The organism is Streptomyces sp. NPDC056169, from assembly GCF_042268445.1.
In the GTDB taxonomy this organism is placed as follows: Bacteria; Actinomycetota; Actinomycetes; order Streptomycetales; family Streptomycetaceae; genus Streptomyces.
On the sequence record NZ_JBHJUO010000026.1, the window covers coordinates 36909 to 52923 of the forward strand.

Sequence of the window (16015 nt, forward strand, 5' to 3'; positions counted from 1 at the left end):
CGCGCGCCGCGCGGCACGAAGGACGCGCGGACACCCACTCATTGTCGCGGCCCTCGGCCGTCGTGGCAGGCAGATCCGCCACGGCGTTCTGTGGACTGCGCCACGTCGCGCGGTCCCCCCTTTGCTGCGTACCACATCGGCGGGCCGAAAGGGCCGCCGATTCGAGACATCACGAGCGAAATGCCGAACGCCCCGGTGCGGTACAACAATCGGCCAGCCTACCTGGCTCAGTGGAGCGGCAGGGTCACGGGGCGCCGTCGCTCCTGCGTCCGGCCAGCAGGAAGACCACCGAACGCTCGCGCTCCGACCAGTCGGCCGGGTCGAGTCCGACGGTCTGGAGGAGGACGCTCTCGACGGCGTAACCGCCGTCGGCGAGCGCGGTGCCGATGGCCTCGGCCTCGTCGCGGGTGGAGGCGTGGGCGACGATGCGCTCGGGGCGCCGGTCGGTGCAGGCGGTGACGACGGGGACGCCGCCGGCCGCGATGCGGACGACATCGGGTTCGGGCAGGTTCTCCAGGACGTGCGGGGCGCGGCCCGGGACGGTCTGGAGCGGTACGCCGTGGCGGCGGGCGGCCGCCTCGGTGCGGGCACAGGCGGCCGGGTCGGTGTCCACCGCGATGACGGCGGCGCCGAAGCGGGCGGCCTCGACGGCGAAGGCGCCGCCCGCGCAGCCGATGTCCCAGACGAGGTCGCCGACGCGGGGGCCGAGGCGGGCCAGCTGGGCGGCGCGCAGGGCCGGGTCCTCGCCGGCTCCGGGCCGGGTCGGCGGGGTCGTATCGGGGGCGCCTGGGGCGTACCCCCGGGGGCCGTACCCCTCGGGGGCGTATTCCTCGGCCGGCAGGCCCCAGCCGCGTACCGACCGCACGGCCGGGTCCTGGCCCATCAGCCAGGGGACGGTCGGGGTGCCGGTGCCCCCTGCGCCCACTCCCCCGATGACGAGGACGACGTTGGGGTCGCGCCAGGCGTGGTCGGCGGCCCTGTCGGAGGTGAGGACGGAGACCTGTTCGCGGTCGGTGCCGAGCTCCTCGCAGACGACGAAGGTGCGGTGGACCCCGTCGAGGAGGAGGGCGAGTTCGGCCGGTCCCGCGCCCGGCGAGGTGAGGACGGCGACCTTGGGGTGGGCGCGGCAGACGTTCACGGCGCGGCGCAGGGTGCGCTGGTGGGCGACGACGATCCGGGCGTCCTCCCAGGGCATTCCGGCGCGGGCGAAGGCGGCGGCGACGGAGGAGACGGCGGGGACGACCTCGACTTCGAGGCCGTGCTCGGGGGCGCGCAGGACGCGGACGACGCCGAAGAAGCCCGGGTCGCCGTCGGCGAGGACGACGGCGGTGCCGCGGTGGCCCGCGATGCGGCGGGCGGCGAGGTCGACGCTGCCGAGGCGGATGCGTTCGGCGGCGGGGGGCACCTCGGGCAGCGCCAGGTGGTGGGCGGCGCCGGCCACGAGGGTGGCGGCGGACAGCGCGGACCGGGCCGCCGAGGTGAGGGGCGAGCCGTCCCAGCCGATCACCGTGACCCGGTCGGCCATCGTCGTCTGTCTCCTGTGGTGTTGTCGCAGGTCGGGGGCGTGCCGAGCGTACCCCGGGTCGGCCTCCGGGGCTCAGCTCCAGTCGGTGTACGAGGAGTATCCGGCTTCGGCCATCTGGTCGGCGAGGCCGTCGAGGTCCTCGGGGAGGAGGCCCCAGAGGATGAAGTCGGTGCGCAGCTCGGTCCAGCTGCCGTCCTCGGTGCGGGTGCGGGCTATGCAGGCGTTGCGGAGGACGCCTTCGCTGATGCAGCCGATCTTCTGGGCGACCTGCTGGGAGGCGGTGTTGTCCGCCGCGGTGCGCAGTTCGAGGCGTTCGAACTTCTGGTCGCCGAAGAGCCACTGGGCGGTGGCGAGGGCGGCTTCGGAGGCGTATCCCTCGCCGCGGGCCCAGGGGGCGATGATGTAGGAGAGCTCGGTGGAGCGGACACGCCAGTTGGTGTTGCCCAGTTGGACGATGCCCACGAGTCGCTGGGTGAGGAACTCGGTGACGGCGAGGTCGAGTCCGCGGCCGGCGGCGCGTTCGGTGGGGGCGTACTCGGTGATCCAGCGGCGGGCGGCGTCCTCGGTGTACGGCTGGGGGACGGCCGTCCAGGCGCCGACCATCTCGTCGTTCATCATCTCGGCCAGGGCCGGGGCGTCGGCCTCTTCGAGCGCGCGCAGCACCAACCGGTCCGTGTTGATGGAGATGTCCGGAAAGGTGGTAGTCATGCTCAGCTCCATGCCGTGGACCGTCCGAATCGACCGTGAACGCACAGCATGCAGCATGCGGCCGTCGGTGCGCATGGCCGGGTGGGGTGTGCGGGGGAACGCGACGAAGGCCCCGCGCATCGGACGGGATGCGGGGGCCTTCGGCACAAGGACTGTACGGGGGAACCGGTCTGACGGTTCCTCGGATACCGGGCCCTACTTGGCGACGGCGCCGAAGGCCGGGATGACCGAGCCCTTGTAGGTGTCCTCGATGTACTTCTTCACCTCGGGCGAGTTGAGGAGCTTGGCGAGCTTCTGCACGCGGGCGTCCTTCTCGTTGCCCTCCTTGACGGCGAGGAAGTTGGCGTACGGGTTGCCTTCGGCCTTCTCCAGGACGAGGGCGTCCTTCGCCGGGGAGAGCTTGGCCTCGATGGCGTAGTTGCCGTTGATGACGGCGGCGTCGACGTCGTTCAGGGCGCGGGGCACGGTGGCGGCCTCCAGCTCCTTGAACTCCAGGCCCTTCTTGTCGGTGATGTCGGAGATCTTGGCGTTGGTTCCGACGCCCGGCTTGACGGTGATCAGGCCGTTCTCGGCGAGCAGCTGGAGCGCGCGGCCGCCGTTGGTGGTGTCGTTGGGGACCGCGATGGTCTGGCCCGGCTTGATGTCCTTCACCGACTTGAGGCTCTTGGAGTAGAGGCCCAGCGGCTCCAGGTGGACGTTGACCACGGGGACGATGGTGGTCTTGTTCTTCTGGTTGAAGTCGTCGAGGTACGGCTTGTGCTGGAAGAAGTTGGCGTCGACCTGGCCGGACTGGGTGGCGGTGTTCGGCAGGACGTAGTCCGTGAACTCCTTCACCTCCAGCTTCAGGCCGGCCTTCTCGGCCAGGTTGTCCTTGACGTAGTTGAGGATGTCGGCGTGCGGCGTCGGGGACGCGGCGACGACGAGCGGCTTGGAGGTGTCGCCGGAGCCGGCCGAGTCCTTGGTGGAGGACGGGTCCGAGGAGGTGCCGCAGGCGGTGAGGCCGAGGGCGAGGGCGGCGGTGGCGGCGATACCGGCGGTGAGCTTGATGTTCTTACGCACGAAGAGTGCCTCTTTCCGGTGGTGCGGTGGACGCCTGGACAACAAGTCCGGGCTGTTCTTCGAAGAAACGAAGCCTTGGGGGTGGGGCGTACGGCTCAGGCCGTGCGGCCCCGGCGGGCGAGGAGCCGGACGGCTCCGTCGCCGATGAGCTGGATGACGGTCACGATGAGGACCAGGACGACGACGGTGACGAGCATGAACGTGGTGTCGAAGCGCTGGTATCCGTAGGTGACGGCCTTGGAGCCGAGGCCCTCGCCGCCGACCGCGCCGGCCATCGCCGAGTAGCCGATGAGCACGATCACCGTGGTGGTGACGCCCGAGACGAGCGAGGGCAGGGACTGCGGGAGCAGCACCTTGCGGACGATGGTGGGGATGCCGCCGCCCATGGCCTGGACGGCCTCGACGAGCCCGTGGTCGACCTCGCGGATCGCCGTCTCGACGAGTCGCGCGAAGAAGGGGATGGCGCCGATGGCGAGCGGCACGATCATCGCGGTGGGACCGATGAAGGTGCCGACGACGAAGGTGGTGAAGGGGATCAGCGCGATCAGCAGGATGATGAAGGGCAGCGAACGCCCGATGTTCACGATCGCACCGACGACCTTGTTCACCGGCCGGTTCTGCAGCAGTCCGCCCTTGTCCGTGAGGACGAGGAGGATGCCGAGCGGCAGGCCGCCGAGCACGGTGACGACGGTGGCCCAGAGGACCATGTAGAGCGTGTCGACGGTGCCCTGCACCAGCAGGGGCTGCATCTCGGACCAGGTCACTTGGCACCTTCCTTGGCCAGTACGGGCACGGTGTCGGCCGGCGCGGCGTCCGCCGCGGCGGCTGCGTCGGCTTCATCGAGGTCGACGCGTTCGACCTGGAGGCCCTGCTCGCGCAGGAAGCCGACCGGGACGACGTTGTCCTCGTACCGTCCGGGGAGCTCGATCCGCATCCGGCCGATCTGCTTCCCGCTCACGGTGTCCATCGCCGCCCCGAGGATCGAGATGTCGATGTTGTAGGTGCGGGAGAGCTGGGAGATGACCGGCTGGGTCGCGGACTCGCCGTGGAAGGTGACGTCGACGACCGTGCGGTCGGGGCCGGTGGGGGCGCCGCTGACCGGGAAGAGCTCGGCCGCCAGCTGGGAGCCGGGGGTGGCGAGCAGTCCGGTGACGGTGCCGGATTCGATGACGCGGCCGTGCTGCATCAGGGCGGCGGAGTCGCAGATCGTCTTGACGACGTCCATCTCGTGCGTGATGAGCAGGACGGTGAGGCCGAGCTGCTGGTTGAGGTCGCGCAGGAGTTGGAGGATGGAGCGGGTGGTCTCCGGGTCGAGGGCGCTGGTGGCCTCGTCGGAGAGGAGGACCTTGGGCTTGCCGGCGAGGGCGCGGGCGATGCCGACGCGCTGCTTCTGGCCGCCCGAGAGCTGGCCCGGGTAGGACTTGGCCTTGTCGGCGAGGCCGACGAGGTCGAGGAGTTCGAGGGCACGGCGGGAGCGTTCGGCGCCGGAGACGCCGAGGATCTCCAGGGGGAGCTCGATGTTGTCCTTGACCGTGCGGGAGGACAGCAGGTTGAAGTGCTGGAAGACCATGCCGATGCTGCTGCGCGCCCGGCGCAGGTCCTTCCCGGCGCGGCGGCTCTTTCCGGCGAGGGCGGTGAGGTCGACTCCGTCGACGGTCACGGTGCCGGAGGTGGGGCGCTCCAGGAGGTTGACGCAGCGGATGAGCGAGGACTTGCCGGCGCCGCTCTGGCCGATCACGCCGAAGACCTCGCCCTCACGGACGTGCAGGTCGACGCCGTCCAGAGCGGTGACCTGGCGGCCGCGCGACTCGTAGACCTTGGTCAGGCCCGAAGTGGTGATCACAGGGTTTCCGTCACTGTCGAGTGCGCGGCGCGGGGTCCGCCGGGCACGGGGCATACGTCGTTCGGACAGTCAGGCGCACGGAGGCCGGTCCGGCGAACGGCCGGAGGCAGCGTGTGCGCGGGGCAGGCACGGTCCACCGCCGGTGGGCGGGAGGATCGGCTGGCCGTCGGGTCTCGCTTCGGGGCGCGAGACTCTGGCGGGGGCCCTCAGAAGGCGCACATTCGACACATACAACGAGCACCGGGCGTCGTGATCGCCTCGGTCGCAAGGGTGCGGCTGCTCGTCGTGGTCATGTCTGCAAGTAAAGCATGCGCAGTCGCGAACGAAAGGGGGGTGTCCGCATAGCGGACGCCCCTGAGATGCCATACGGACACTCGGCGGGGCCCGCGCGGTCCTCTTCCTTCCGTGTGTGGCCTGCGGGGACGGGCCCGGCCGGCGGGTGTCGGCGGCGGCGTCCGGCGGGGTGGGAGCGGACGGCGGTGTGGCCAAGGCCACGGTCCGTGCGAAGAGGTGGGGGCGGGCGCGCACGGGGGGCGAGCGCATCGGGCCTTTCGGACCGTAATACCCTCGGGCGCATGCTCGACGCCCTGACGGTCACGGTCTCCGTGGCCGCGCTCGCCCTCGCCGCCTGGTGCGGCTTCGCCGCCTTCCGGGACCAGCCGACCAAGGACTGGCACTTCATCGGCATGGCCGTGGTGACCTTCCTGGTCCTGGCCCAGCTGATCGTCGGCATCGTGCAGCTCGTGCGCGGCGACAAGGCCGAGGAGGGCACGACGATCTTCGTCGCCTATCTGCTGGGCGCCCTGTGCGCGGTGCCGATCGCCGGGTTCATGTCGCTCGCGGAGCGCAGCCGGTGGGGCTCGGCGACGGTGGCCGCCGGTGCGGTCGTCCTCGCCGTACTCGAAGTGCGTCTCTACGACATCTGGACGGTGGGCTGACCATGACCGAGACACAGGAGAAGACCGCGCGGGGCGCGAGGAACCGTCTCGTCTCTGGCCCCGGCATCCTGCTCGTCTGGCTGTACGGCGTCATGTCGGTCGGCGCGGTCTCCCGCTCGATCTACCAGATCGCGACCGAGTTCGACCGGGCGCCGCTCGCGTACGGTCTGTCGGCGGTGGCGGCCGTGGTCTACGCCTTCATCACCTACACGCTGGTACGGGGTGGGGAGACGGCCCGCAGGGCGGCGCTGGTCTGCTGCGCCGCCGAGCTCGCGGGCGTCCTGATCGTGGGGACGTGGACGCTGGTGGAGCCGTCCGCCTTCCCCGACGCGACGGTCTGGTCGGACTACGGCTACGGCTACCTCTTCATTCCGGTCCTGCTGCCGCTGACCGGAATCTGGTGGCTCCGCCGGTCGCGTACCGCGACTGCGACTGCCGTCTGAGCCTGCGTCTACACCCGAAGGCTGCCGCCTGTGTCAGGCGGCGGCCTTCTCCAGGGTCACCAGGGTGAGCTTCGGGCCCAGTTCACGGGCCGCCACCTGCGCGTACCCCTTGCTGCGGTAGAGCCGCAGATTGCCCTCGCTGCGATGGCCGGTGAAGAGCTGGAAGCGCTTGGCGGAGGGCTCCGCCGGTGCGGCGTCGGCGCCGAAGTGGCGCTCGATGCCGTCGAGGAGGCGGCCGCCGAGGCCGTGGCGCTGCATGCGCGGGTGGACGATCAGCTTGGCGATCCGCACCGTGCCGTCCTCGTCGAGGCGGGCCCGCACCGAGGCGACGACCTCGTCGCCGAGCCGGGCCACCAGGCCGTACCCCTCGTCCAGTTCTGCGCGCAGGGCGTCGAGCGACTGGGTGAGCGGTTCGATGGACCAGTCTCCGTACAGCTCCGCCTCGCTCTGGTAGCAGAGGTACTGCAGCTTCAGGATGTGCTCCGCGTCCTGCGCGTCCGCTGCTGAGATGGTCACGCTCAGGCCCATGTGTGCACGCCTCCCGCTCATGTGGTTCGCCGTCGGTTTATCGCACCCTTCCCCGTCGGCCGGGGGCGGGAACCTCTGCAGCCAGCATTCTGCGCAGGCATCCCAGGCAACGGGAACGCATCGGCCCCAGACTGCCCTGTGAGATACCCAACTCTCCTGCGATTTCCCGGTAGGTCGGGTCCTCCGGATCGAGCATCGCGGTGAGCAGGCGCGGGCAGCGGCCGGGTGTCCGCGTGACCGCGGCGCGCAGGGTGCGGTGCCGTTCGGCGACGAGGAGGGAGGCCTCCGGGGAGCCGTGCGGGCCTTCGGTGTCCGGCGGCGGGGCGGGCTCGTCCTCGTAGGGGCGCTCCCGGTCGGTGGTCCGGCGGGCGCGGCGGGCCTCGGCACGGACGGCGCGGCGCAGCCAGTCGGCGGGGCGCTCGGGGGCGCCCGTCTCCTGGAGGCGCTCCAGGAGACGGAGCCAGACGGCCTGTTCGAGGTCGCCGGGGTCGACGCCGGCGGCCGGGGCCTCGGCGTCCGACTCGGCGGCGAGCAGCGGGGCGAGGGCGGCGAGGAGGCCGGGGTCCGCGGGCGAGTCGGAAGCGGGGGCGGAGGCGGAGGTGGAGGCGGGGGTGGGGGCGGAGGCGGAGGTGGAGGCGGGGGTGGGGGCGGAGGCGGAGGCGTGGCCGGGGTCGGCAGGTGCGGAAGCCGGGGTGGGGACGGAGGTCGGGGTGGGGACGGAGGCGGGGGTGCGGACGGTCGCCGGGGCGGGGGCCTCGTACGTCGTGGTCTCGGGGGTGGTCATGACCGGCACGATGTCCGGGCGTGCGCGCGCGGTTGCGGTGCGGGGCGTAAACCACCCGGGAGGAGGTCGTGCGGCCTCGGGCCGCACGGCCTCCTCCCGGGTCCCTCGGTCAGTCGCGGGCGGCGGCCGTGAAGTCCGCAGCGGCGAGCAGCGCGGTGTCCGGGTTGTCGGAGAAGATGCCGTCGATCCCCGTCTCCAGGTACCGCTTCAGGGCCCCGAAGGCGTCGCCGTAGGCCGTCGGGTCCGTGCCCCGGCGGAAGTCGGCGGGCAGGAAGCTGTTCTCGTTGCGGTGGGTGTACGGGTGGAGGACGAGGCCCTCGGCGTGCGCGTCGCGGACGAGGGTGGTCGGGGTGCCGAGCCGTCCGGTCGCGTCCTTCGGGATGACCAGGTCGAGCGTGGGGCCGATGCCCTGTGCGTACGAGGCGATCCAGCGCAGGCCCTCGGGCGTCACCAGGTCGGCGACGGTGCGCGGGTCGCCCGCCTCGACGAAGTCCCAGGGGCGGCTGGTCGCGCCGGAGAGCAGGACCACTCCCGGGGAGTCGACCAGCTTCGCCAGGCGCTGGATGCTGCTGGGTTCGAAGGACTGGAGGAAGACCGGGGAGTTCGCGCGGTGGCGTCCGTAGCGGCGCAGGAGCTTGGCGAGCCGCTCCTCCAGGCCGAGGCCGAGGGAGCGGAAGTAGGTGGGGTGCTTGGTCTCGACGTGCAGCCAGACGTCGCGGCCCCGGCGGCGGCCCTCCTCCTCGGCCCAGCGCAGCACCTCCTCGAAGGTGGGGATCGTCCAGCGGCCGTCGTAGAGGGTGTTCTCCTGGCGGACGGCCGGAATGCGCTCCTTGGCCCGCAGGGTCTTGAGCTCGGCGAGCGTGAAGTCCTCGGTGAACCAGCCGGTGAGCGAGGTGCCGTCGACGCTCTTGGTGGTCTTCCGGGAGGCGAACTCGGGGTGGTCGGCGACGTCGGTGGTGCCGGTGATGTCGTTCTCGTGGCGGCAGACGAGGTGGCCGTCCCGGGTGGGGACGAGGTCCTGCTCGATGACGTGGGCGCCGAGGTCGAGGGCGTGCCGGTAGGAGCCGAGGGTGTGCTCGGGGCGGTAGCCGCTGGCGCCGCGGTGAGCGATGACGGTGGGGACGGGGAGGGAGCGGTAGCCGTGGCCTCGGCCCCGGCCGTCGGCGCGGGCCTCTTCGGCGTGGGCGGTGCCCGTGGGGAGGGCCGTCGAGGCCCCCAGTACGGCCGCGGCTCCGGCCGCTCCGAGAACGGTCCGCCGTGCCGGGGTCCGGTGCTCGCCCTGGGTCATGAAGGCTCCTCTTCGTGTGATGTCCCGCACCTGTCAACGGGGAGCTCCGACGCTAGGCACAGCGGCCCTACGGACGGCAGACCTCTGCCGAACATGGCGGAAACACACGTCAACACTGCGTATCCACTCGGTGAACCCGATGTGCGTACGGCGGTGACCCGCGAGTATCGTCGCCAGCTGCACCGTCAGCCGGCCCGCACCCCGCGCCACCCCCGGAGGAACCGTTGTCCCGTCTCGCGATCATCAAGGCAGTGCTCGGGCCGGCCATGCGCCTGATGTTCCGCCCCCGCGTGGAGGGCGCCGAGAACATCCCGGGGACCGGTCCCGTCATCCTCGCGGGCAACCACCTGACCTTCATCGACTCGATGATCATGCCGATCTGCCTGGACCGTCAGGTCTTCTTCATCGGCAAGGACGAGTACGTGACGGGCAAGGGCATCAAGGGCCGGGCGATGGCCTGGTTCTTCACCAGCGTCGGCATGATCCCCGTGGACCGGGACGGCGGTCGCGGCGGTGTCGCGGCGCTGATGACCGGGCGGCGGATCCTGGAGGAGGGCAAGATCTTCTCGATCTACCCGGAGGGCACCCGCTCCCCCGACGGCCGGCTCTACCGGGGCCGTACGGGCATCGCGCGCCTCACCCTGATGACCGGCGCGCCGGTGGTGCCGTTCGCGATGATCGGCACCGACAAGATCCAGCCGGGCGGGGCGGGTCTGCCGCGACCGGGCAAGGTGACGGTCCGCTTCGGCGAGCCGATGGAGTTCTCCCGGTACGACGGGATGGACCGCGACCGCTATGTCCTGCGGGCGGTGACGGACTCGGTGATGGCCGAGGTGATGCGGCTGTCCGGGCAGGAGTACGTGGACATGTACGCCACCAAGGCGAAGGCCGCGTAACGCCGGTCCGCAGATGACGGTCCGTAGATGACGGTCCGTAGATGACGGTCCGTAGATGACGGTGCCCCCGTACAGCCCGGCTGTACGGGGGCACCTTCGTGTTCCGACGGCGTCCGGTTCCGACGGCGTCAGTGCTCGATGCCGTCCTCCAGCTTCTGGCCCCTGAGCAGGAACCAGGCCGCGACCGAGGCCGCGAGGAGGACCGCCGCGCCGACGCCGGCCGCGATCCGCAGTCCGTCGACGAAGGCGAGCTGGGCGGCCGACACCAGGGCCGTCGCCGCGTCCGGGGCGAGGGCACCCGAGGCCTCCACGGCGCCGCCGAGCGACTCGTGGGCCGCCGAGGCGATGTCGGAGGGGACACCGGCCGGGGTGGCGAAGTCGCGGTAGGCGCCGGTCACGATCGAGCCGAGTACGGCGATGCCGAGCGCGGCGCCGAGTTCGTACGCGGTCTCGGAGACGGCGGAGGCGGAACCCGCCTGGTCCTTCGGGACGCTGGAGAGGATCACGTCGGCGGTGACGGTGAACGCGAAGCCGGCGCCCACGCCGACGACGAGCAGGCTCGCGCCGAGCAGCGGGTAGGCGGTCGACTGGTCGAGCGTCGTCAGGACCGCGAGGGAGAGACCGACGGCCGCGAGACCGCCCGCCACGACGGACCGCACGGAGAACCGTCGGGCGACGAGACCGGCGACGAGACCGGCCGTGACCGCGCCGACGGCGGCGGGCAGCTCGGCGAGACCGGCCTCCAGGGGCTGGCGGCCCTGGACCAGCTGGAAGAACTGGGACAGGAAGAACACCAGGCCGGAGAGGCCCAGGATGGTCAGCAGGTCGGCGAGGACGGCGCCGGAGAATCCGCGGTTGCGGAAGAGGCGCATGTCCAGGAGCGGCGCGGGCAGGGTGAGCTGCCTGCGGACGAACCAGGTCAGGGCGGCGGCACCGGCGAGGGCGGCGAGGCCCGCGTCGAGGGAGAGGCCGTGGGAGGCCAGTTCCTTGATCGCGTACACGACGGCGACCACACCGACGAGGGAGAGGCCGACGCTGGGGAGGTCCCAGGGGCCCGGGTTCGGGTTCTTCGACTCGGGGATCATCTTGATGCCGACGAGGACGAGGACGGCCATGACGGGCAGGTTGATGAGGAAGACCGAGCCCCACCAGAAGTGCTCCAGGAGGAATCCGCCGACGACCGGTCCGACGGCGGCACCGGCCGAGGCCATGGCGCCCCAGATGCCGATGGCGAGGCTGCGCTCGCGCGGGTCGTGGAAGAGGTTCCGGATGAGCGCCAGGGTGGACGGCATCAGGGTGGCACCGGCGACGCCGAGCAGCGCGCGGGCCACGATCATCATCTCGGGGCTGGTCGCGTAGGCGTTCAGGACGGAGACGGCACCGAAGGCCGTGGCGCCGATGAGCAGCAGCTTCTTGCGGCCGATGCGGTCGCCGAGGCTGCCCATGGAGACCAGGAGTCCGGCGATGACGAACGAGTAGACGTCGCCGATCCAGAGGAGCTGGGTGCCGGAGGGCTTGAGGTCCTCGGAGAGGAAGGGGGTGGCGAGGCCGAGCACCGTGGCGTCCACCGCCACGAGGAGGACGGCCAGGACGAGGACGGAAAGGGCGAGCCACCGGCCGGGGCGGCGCACGCCCTCGATATGGTCCGGGTGCTTGATGGTGCTGATGCTCACTTCTCCACGCTCCTGCGCGCTCCGCCGAGCAACAGCTCGACGATCATGTACTGAAAGTCCTTGGCGGCGACCCGGCCGTCCTGTACGGCCCAGGCGCCGGAACCGATGAGCCCGTAGAGGGCCTCGGTCAGCCAGGCGGGGGTCAGATCGATCCGGAAGGTGCCCTGCTCCTGGCCGCGCCGGAAGAGGTCGGAGACCCGGGCGTCGAGGCGGGCCCAGCCGTCGTTCTGCTGGTCGCCCTCGAAGAGCTGGTTCTCGGTCACGAGGAACGACAGCAGCGGAGCCATCGGCTCCATCCCGGCGACGAGCCGGCGTACGACCTCGTCGGCGGGTCCGTCGTCGAGGCGGGCCTGATCGACGGCCGCCTCCAGCTCCTGGAGCCCGAGCTCTTCCAGAGCCCTGACCAGGGCATCGCGCCCGGCGAAGTGCCGGTGCAGCGTGGCCCGGCCGATCCCGGCGGCCCGCGCGACCTCGTCCATGGTGGCGGTCGACTTGCGGGAGAGCAGGGCGGCGGCACTGTGGAGCACCTGGGTGCGATCGACTGACATGAGACGACCATACACCGAATGAGACATCAATGTCTCATTCTTAAGGATGAGGCAGAGGCAGGACGAGAAAAAGCGCCGCCGCCCTCCGGTCGTCCGGAGGGCGGCGGCGCCGCGAGCGTGGTGGTCGCCCTGTTCCTACTTCTGCTTCTTGGCCTCGGCCCAGGCGTGCTGGATCACCAGGTCCGCCTTGACCTCGACGAGCTGGGTGGCGACCGCCGAGGGGGCGGTGCCGCCGCGGCCGTCGCGGGAGGCGAGGGCGCCGGAGACGTTGAGGACCGTGCGGACCTCGGGGGTGAGGTGCTCGGAGATCTTGGCGAACTGCTCGTCCGTGAGCTCGTCCAGCTCCTTGCCCTCGGACTCGGCGACCTTCACGCACTCGCCGGCCACCTCGTGCGCCACCCGGAACGGCACGCCCTGCTTGACCAGCCACTCCGCGATGTCCGTGGCGAGCGAGAAGCCGGCGGGGGCCAGCTCCTCCATGCGCTCGCGGTGGACCGTGAGCGTGGCCATCATGCCGGTGAAGGCGGGCAGCAGGACCTCCAGCTGGTCGCAGGAGTCGAAGACCGGCTCCTTGTCCTCCTGGAGGTCGCGGTTGTACGCGAGCGGGAGGGCCTTGAGGGTGGCGAGCAGGCCCGTCAGGTTGCCGATGAGACGGCCCGACTTGCCCCGCGCCAGCTCGGCGATGTCCGGGTTCTTCTTCTGCGGCATGATCGACGAGCCGGTGGAGAAGGCGTCGTGCAGGGTCACGAAGGAGAACTCCTTCGTGTTCCAGATGATGATCTCCTCCGCGATGCGGGAGAGGTTCACACCGATCATCGCCGTGATGAAGGCGAACTCCGCCACGAAGTCACGGGAGGCTGTGCCGTCGATCGAGTTGCCGACCGAGCCGCGCTCGAAGCCGAGGTCCTTGGCGACCGCCTCCGGGTCGAGACCGAGCGAGGAGCCCGCGAGGGCGCCGGAGCCGTACGGGGAGACGGCCGTCCGGGTGTCCCACTGGCGCAGCCGCTCGCCGTCCCGGGAGAGGGACTGGGCGTGGGCCAGGACGTGGTGGGCGAAGAGCACCGGCTGCGCGTGCTGGAGGTGCGTACGGCCGGGCATGGCGACGTCCGCATGCGCCTCGGCGAGGCCGACCAGGGCGTCCTGGAGGTCGGCGATGAGGCCGCCGATGACGCGGGCGTGGTCGCGGAGGTACATCCGGAAGAGGGTGGCGACCTGGTCGTTCCGGGACCGGCCGGCGCGCAACTTGCCGCCGAGGTCGGCGCCGAGGCGCTCCAGGAGGCCGCGCTCCAGGGCGGTGTGGACGTCCTCGTCGGCGATGGTGCCGACGAAGGAGCCGTCGGCGACGTCCGCCTCCAGCAGGTCGAGGCCCGCGAGCATACGGGTCAGCTCGTCCTCGGTGAGCAGGCCCGCCTTGTGCAGCACGCGCGCGTGGGCGCGGGAGCCGGCGATGTCGTACGGCGCGAGACGCCAGTCGAAGTGGACCGACGCGGACAGCTTCGCGAGGGCCTCGGCGGGGCCGTCGGCGAACCGGCCGCCCCAGAGCCGGACGTCACCGTTGTTGCTGCTCACAGCTACTACTCCTCGGGAGGGTGGGTGTACGTGTGCGGGTCACGCCAGGTCGCGCCGGGCGGCGATCGCGCACCCTCTAGTAGGCATAACTATGCAATGGACCGTATGTTTTGTCAACGCGAGGCACGGCGTCCCGCCTGCCGGTCCCGTGTGGGATCGATGGCGCCCTGCCTGCCGGTCCCGTACGGGATCGATGGCGTCCCGCCTGCCGGTCCCGCACGGGTTCGGGCCCGGGAACCGTCTCGGGGCGCGACCGGGGGCGGGGGTGGGCGACCGGGGCTTGAGACGGCGGGGCTCTCCGGTGGTGGAGCGGGCAGAATGCCCGCCATGGGTAAGACATACGAACATATCGACGGGCGGCTGCGGGACTTCATCGAGGCGCAGCCGGTGTTCTTCACCGCGACCGCCCCGCTCTCCGGGAACGGGCACGTCAATCTGTCGCCCAAGGGGCGGCAGGGCACCCTCGTCGTGCTCGACGAACTGACCGTCGCCTATGTGGACTTCGGCGGCAGCGGCGCCGAGACCATCGCGCACCTGCGGGAGCCCGGCAACGGGCGCATCACGCTCATGTGGACCGCGTTCTCGGGGCCGCCGACCGTGGTGCGGGTCCACGGGCGCGGCGAGGCGGTGCTGCGGGACGACCCGCGGTGGGGCGAGCTGTTCGCCCGCTTCCCCGCCGAGGCCGTCGAGGGGCAGGGCAGCGCCCGGGCGATCATCCTGGTGCACGCGCGCCGGGTCAGCGACGCCTGCGGCTTCGCCGTCCCGCTGATGGAGTACCAGGAGGACCGGCAGCTCCACGCCGACTACTTCAACCGCAAGACGGACGAGGAGTTCAACGCGTACTGCGAGCGCAAGGTCGCCACCAGCCTCGACGGGCTGCCCGCGCTGCCGCTCCCGCTGCCGCCGCTTCTGCCCGCCGAATAGCCGCACAGCAGGGGCGATGGTGGCGGTGCCCGCCTAGCGTCGCGGCCATGCGCACCCTTCTCGTCCTCGGCGCCGCCCTGCTCTCCCTCGGCGGCGTGCCCGCGCCCGTACCCGCGCCGCTGCCCGCGCGGATGGCGGACACCGGCGGGGGCTCGCAGCTGCTCACCGCCGAGGCCGCGGATCCCGACTCCACCACCGGCACGCTCACCTGGTGGGACCGGCGGGGCGGGCGGTGGGTGAAGGCGGGGTCCGCGCCCGCGCGTTTCGGCGCGAAAGGGCTCGCGGAGGGCGCCGGGCGGCGGCAGGGTACGAACACCACGCCCACCGGGATCTACCGGTTGCCGTACGCCTTCGGTGTGCGGGCCCGGCCCGCCGGGACCCGCTTCCGCTATGCCCGGGTCACCGAGCGCTCCTGGTGGTGCCAGGACAACGGCTCCCGCGCGTACAACCGCTGGGTCGAGGGGCTGCCCCGGGACTGCCGGGCGGCCGAGGCCGAGCACCTCGTCTCGTACGGCACGCAGTACGCGCACGCGCTCGTCATCGGCTTCAACTACGACCGTCCCGTGCGCGGCCGCGGCGCCGGGATCTTTCTGCACGTCAACGGGCGTGGGGCGACGGCCGGTTGTGTCTCCGTACCGGCGGACGCCCTGCGCGCGGTCCTCGCCTGGGCGGATCCCGCGCGCCGGCCGCACATCGCCGTCGGCACGCGGAGCGGTCCGACGGCGATCACGCGGTACTGACCGGCGTCGGGGTCAGCGGTCCTTCTGCGCCAGGCGCAGCAGGTGGTCGGCGAGTGCCTGGCCGCCCGTCGGGTCCCGGCTGATCAGCAGGAGGGTGTCGTCGCCCGCGATCGTGCCGAGGATCGCGTGGAGTTCGGCCTGGTCGATGGCCGACGCGAGGAACTGGGCCGCGCCCGGCGGGGTCCGCAGCACCACCAGGTTGGCGGAGGCCTCGGCGGCGATCAGCAGTTCGCCGGAGAGGCGGCGCATGCGCTCCTCCTTGGCGGACTCGCCGAGCGGGGCCTGCGGGGTGCGGAAGCCGCCCTCGCTGGGCACCGCGTAGATCAGCTCTCCACCGGTGTTGCGGATCTTCACCGCGCCGAGCTCGTCGAGGTCGCGGGAGAGCGTCGCCTGAGTGACGCTCAGCCCGTCGTCCGCGAGGAGCTTGGCGAGCTGGCTCTGCGAGCGCACCGGCTGCCGGTTGAGGATGTCGACGATCCTGCGGTGGCGTGCGGTGCGGGTCTGCGGAACGGACGGCCCGCCGTGCTCGTTCTCCTGCGCGTCGGTCAT

The 16015-nt window shown here is 71.7% G+C and carries 17 protein-coding genes; 5 read left to right on the forward strand and 12 right to left on the reverse strand.

The genetic code is table 11. The features are described from left to right. Positions 1-244: 244 nt before the first annotated feature. The 5 genes from cbiE to ACFC0G_RS34545 form a co-directional block, all read right to left on the reverse strand. Entirely contained in the window at positions 245-1525 is a 1281-nt protein-coding gene (gene cbiE, locus ACFC0G_RS34525) for a precorrin-6y C5,15-methyltransferase (decarboxylating) subunit CbiE (protein WP_376411311.1), read from the reverse strand. 72 nt (positions 1526-1597) lie between these two features. Further along, positions 1598-2233: a GNAT family N-acetyltransferase gene (locus ACFC0G_RS34530; RefSeq protein ID WP_376411314.1), complete on the reverse strand. Its 636-nt coding sequence runs from the start codon at positions 2231-2233 to the stop codon at positions 1598-1600. A gap of 195 nt (positions 2234-2428) precedes the next feature. After that, on the reverse strand, positions 2429-3292 hold the full coding sequence (locus ACFC0G_RS34535; RefSeq protein WP_376411317.1) for a MetQ/NlpA family ABC transporter substrate-binding protein: 864 nt from the start codon (positions 3290-3292) through the stop codon (positions 2429-2431). Between the two features lie 95 nt (positions 3293-3387). Then, positions 3388-4056 carry a methionine ABC transporter permease gene (locus tag ACFC0G_RS34540; RefSeq protein ID WP_376411320.1) on the reverse strand — a complete coding sequence of 223 codons (669 nt, stop codon included), beginning with the start codon at positions 4054-4056 and terminating at the stop codon, positions 3388-3390. After that, complete coding sequence (locus ACFC0G_RS34545; RefSeq protein ID WP_376411323.1) at positions 4053-5135, reverse strand: methionine ABC transporter ATP-binding protein; 1083 nt, start codon at positions 5133-5135, stop codon at positions 4053-4055. The genes ACFC0G_RS34540 and ACFC0G_RS34545 overlap by 4 nt, the downstream gene beginning before the upstream one ends. Positions 5136-5710: 575 nt before the next feature. On the opposite strand from ACFC0G_RS34545, the gene ACFC0G_RS34550 reads away from it, so the two are divergent. Then, positions 5711-6073, forward strand: coding sequence for a hypothetical protein (locus ACFC0G_RS34550; RefSeq protein WP_376411327.1), 363 nt, complete (start codon positions 5711-5713; stop codon positions 6071-6073). Between the two features lie 2 nt (positions 6074-6075). Further along, positions 6076-6516, forward strand: a complete 441-nt coding sequence (locus ACFC0G_RS34555) for a hypothetical protein (protein WP_376411329.1) — start codon at positions 6076-6078, stop codon at positions 6514-6516. Positions 6517-6549: 33 nt separating this feature from the next. On the opposite strand, the gene ACFC0G_RS34560 is transcribed toward ACFC0G_RS34555, so the two are convergent. The 3 genes from ACFC0G_RS34560 to ACFC0G_RS34570 all read right to left on the reverse strand — a co-directional run bounded on the left by ACFC0G_RS34560 (position 6550) and on the right by ACFC0G_RS34570 (position 9116). Next, positions 6550-7044 (reverse strand): GNAT family N-acetyltransferase, encoded by a 495-nt coding sequence (locus ACFC0G_RS34560; protein ID WP_376411332.1) that lies wholly within the window; start codon positions 7042-7044, stop codon positions 6550-6552. A 37-nt stretch (positions 7045-7081) separates the two neighbouring features. Beyond that, positions 7082-7579 carry a sigma-70 family RNA polymerase sigma factor gene (locus ACFC0G_RS34565; protein WP_376411485.1) on the reverse strand — a complete coding sequence of 166 codons (498 nt, stop codon included), beginning with the start codon at positions 7577-7579 and terminating at the stop codon, positions 7082-7084. Between the two features lie 358 nt (positions 7580-7937). Continuing rightward, entirely contained in the window at positions 7938-9116 is a 1179-nt protein-coding gene (locus ACFC0G_RS34570; RefSeq protein ID WP_376411335.1) for a glycerophosphodiester phosphodiesterase, read from the reverse strand. Positions 9117-9340: 224 nt separating this feature from the next. Here ACFC0G_RS34570 and ACFC0G_RS34575 point away from each other — a divergent pair, with 224 nt between their 5' ends. After that, positions 9341-10012, forward strand: a complete 672-nt coding sequence (locus ACFC0G_RS34575; protein ID WP_376411338.1) for a lysophospholipid acyltransferase family protein — start codon at positions 9341-9343, stop codon at positions 10010-10012. Positions 10013-10140: 128 nt separating this feature from the next. Here ACFC0G_RS34575 and ACFC0G_RS34580 read toward each other — a convergent pair whose 3' ends face one another. The 3 genes from ACFC0G_RS34580 to argH form a co-directional block, all read right to left on the reverse strand. Then, positions 10141-11685: an MFS transporter gene (locus ACFC0G_RS34580; protein WP_376411340.1), complete on the reverse strand. Its 1545-nt coding sequence runs from the start codon at positions 11683-11685 to the stop codon at positions 10141-10143. Next, the gene (locus ACFC0G_RS34585) at positions 11682-12233 is read right to left on the reverse strand and encodes a TetR/AcrR family transcriptional regulator (RefSeq protein ID WP_376411343.1); all 552 of its coding nucleotides are present in this window, start codon (positions 12231-12233) and stop codon (positions 11682-11684) included. The genes ACFC0G_RS34580 and ACFC0G_RS34585 overlap by 4 nt, the downstream gene beginning before the upstream one ends. Before the next feature lie 135 nt (positions 12234-12368). Beyond that, complete coding sequence (gene argH / locus ACFC0G_RS34590; protein WP_376411346.1) at positions 12369-13802, reverse strand: argininosuccinate lyase; 1434 nt, start codon at positions 13800-13802, stop codon at positions 12369-12371. Between the two features lie 327 nt (positions 13803-14129). On the opposite strand from argH, the gene ACFC0G_RS34595 reads away from it, so the two are divergent. Both ACFC0G_RS34595 and ACFC0G_RS34600 read left to right on the forward strand, forming a co-directional pair. Continuing rightward, on the forward strand, positions 14130-14726 hold the full coding sequence (locus ACFC0G_RS34595) for a pyridoxamine 5'-phosphate oxidase family protein (RefSeq protein ID WP_376411349.1): 597 nt from the start codon (positions 14130-14132) through the stop codon (positions 14724-14726). A 47-nt stretch (positions 14727-14773) separates the two neighbouring features. Beyond that, complete coding sequence (locus ACFC0G_RS34600) at positions 14774-15466, forward strand: L,D-transpeptidase (RefSeq protein WP_376411351.1); 693 nt, start codon at positions 14774-14776, stop codon at positions 15464-15466. A gap of 12 nt (positions 15467-15478) precedes the next feature. On the opposite strand, the gene ACFC0G_RS34605 is transcribed toward ACFC0G_RS34600, so the two are convergent. Further along, positions 15479-16015 (reverse strand): arginine repressor, encoded by a 537-nt coding sequence (locus tag ACFC0G_RS34605; RefSeq protein ID WP_024760660.1) that lies wholly within the window; start codon positions 16013-16015, stop codon positions 15479-15481.

What these genes read in the sequence shown, in the direction of transcription:
- ACFC0G_RS34600 (WP_376411351.1), top strand. Translation starts at nt 14,774, where the DNA reads ATGCGCACCCTTCTCGTCCTCGGCGCCGCCCTGCTCTCCCTCGGCGGC.
- ACFC0G_RS34605 (WP_024760660.1), bottom strand. Translation starts at nt 16,015, where the DNA reads ATGACCGACGCGCAGGAGAACGAGCACGGCGGGCCGTCCGTTCCGCAG.
- ACFC0G_RS34595 (WP_376411349.1), top strand. Translation starts at nt 14,130, where the DNA reads ATGGGTAAGACATACGAACATATCGACGGGCGGCTGCGGGACTTCATC.
- cbiE (WP_376411311.1), bottom strand. Translation starts at nt 1,525, where the DNA reads ATGGCCGACCGGGTCACGGTGATCGGCTGGGACGGCTCGCCCCTCACC.
- ACFC0G_RS34555 (WP_376411329.1), top strand. Translation starts at nt 6,076, where the DNA reads ATGACCGAGACACAGGAGAAGACCGCGCGGGGCGCGAGGAACCGTCTC.
- ACFC0G_RS34585 (WP_376411343.1), bottom strand. Translation starts at nt 12,233, where the DNA reads ATGTCAGTCGATCGCACCCAGGTGCTCCACAGTGCCGCCGCCCTGCTC.
- ACFC0G_RS34570 (WP_376411335.1), bottom strand. Translation starts at nt 9,116, where the DNA reads ATGACCCAGGGCGAGCACCGGACCCCGGCACGGCGGACCGTTCTCGGA.
- ACFC0G_RS34550 (WP_376411327.1), top strand. Translation starts at nt 5,711, where the DNA reads ATGCTCGACGCCCTGACGGTCACGGTCTCCGTGGCCGCGCTCGCCCTC.
- ACFC0G_RS34560 (WP_376411332.1), bottom strand. Translation starts at nt 7,044, where the DNA reads ATGGGCCTGAGCGTGACCATCTCAGCAGCGGACGCGCAGGACGCGGAG.
- ACFC0G_RS34530 (WP_376411314.1), bottom strand. Translation starts at nt 2,233, where the DNA reads ATGACTACCACCTTTCCGGACATCTCCATCAACACGGACCGGTTGGTG.